This is a genomic window from Streptomyces sp. ActVer (assembly GCF_027270795.1).
GTDB classification, from domain to species: Bacteria; Actinomycetota; Actinomycetes; order Streptomycetales; family Streptomycetaceae; genus Streptomyces; species Streptomyces umbrinus_A.
Window position 1 is genome coordinate 1 of sequence record NZ_JAPWHT010000906.1, and the last position, 1,263, is coordinate 1,263.

The 1,263-nt window shown below is 72.4% G+C and carries 1 protein-coding gene; it reads right to left on the reverse strand.

Features of this window, described 5'->3' with window-relative positions:
• Window positions 1-46 precede the first annotated feature (46 nt).
• Entirely contained in the window at window positions 47-1,195 is a 1,149-nt protein-coding gene (locus O3Q52_RS53230; RefSeq protein ID WP_332113039.1) for an ABC transporter substrate-binding protein, read from the reverse strand.
• Window positions 1,196-1,263: the final 68 nt, after the last annotated feature.

A 1,263-nucleotide genomic window follows, 5' to 3' on the forward strand; every position in this document is an offset into this window, starting at 1 on the left:
GCGCCCCGCCGCGTCCGCCGGCCTTGAGCCCGTGAGCCGCCGCCCGTCAGCGCCGCGTGCCTACGCCGACGAGGCCCCGCTCGTACGGGTCGAGCAGCACTCCGCTGATTGCGGCGCCGACGCCGGTGATGATCCGCTGGTGGACCAGCGGCACGACGGCGCCCGTGCCGAGGACCGCCGCTTCGGCGGTCATCGCCGCGTCCTGCCGCTTCGCCGTGTCGGTGACCGACTCGGCCTCGGCGACGGCCCTGTCGACCTTCTTGTCGCACAGCAGCGCCAGGTTGTAACTGCCATTGCAGGTGTAGTCGCCGGCGAGGATGGAGACGGGGTCGCCGGTGTCGAGCATGGTGTTGCGGGCGGACACGAACGCGTCGAACTTCCCGGCCAGCGCGTCGCTTTCGAGCCGCGAGTACTCGCGCACCTCCAGCTTCACCTTGAACCCGGCCTTCTCCAGCTGCTGCTTGAGCACCTGGGCGACCTCGGGCAGTTCGGGCCGGTTGTCGTACGTGGCCACGGTGACCGATGTGCCGTCGGCGGCTGCCGCCCCGGCCCTCCCGGCCGGCTTGACGCGCTTGTCGGCCGCCCAGGTCAGGGCGGGTCCGTAGATGCCGACGCCGGGGTCGGCGTGCCCTTCGTAGACGCCCCTGGCGAGATCGGAGGTGTCGATCGCCTCGCGGGCGGCGGCCCGTGCCTTCGGGTCCTTGAAGGCACCCTTCTGGGTGTTGAGCAGCAGACTCGTGGTGCGGGTGGTGCCCGTCTCGCGGCGGGCCACCTCGTCGAGGGAGGTCGCCTGCGAGACCGGCACGGCCTCGGCGATGTCGGCGCCGCCGGTGCGCATCGCGTTCGTACGGGCCGTGCCGTCGGCTATGAACTTCGCGTCGACGCCGGAGGCCTGGGCGCGGCCGCCCCAGTAGTCGTCGAAGCGGTCCAGGGTGGCCGCGGTGGTGCCGGTGACCTTGGTGAGTTCGAAGGGTCCGGTGGCGGTGCCGACCGGGCTGACGGCGTCCTTCTCGGCGTACGCCTTGGAGGAGAGGACCACCAGGCCCGGGCTGGACAGGCGCAATGGCAGTGCCGGGTCGGGCTCGACGGTGGTCACCCGGACGCGTCGGTCGCCCGCGGCCTCGGCGGTGAGCTCGACTCCGGACAGGGCGGCGGTCACGGGCTCGGCGCCCGCGGCCCTGGGGAGGGTGGACAGCCACCGCCCGGTGAAGGCCTTCGACGTGTTCGGCCTGTCCTTCTCCACGGAGCTGGGCTACACGAACA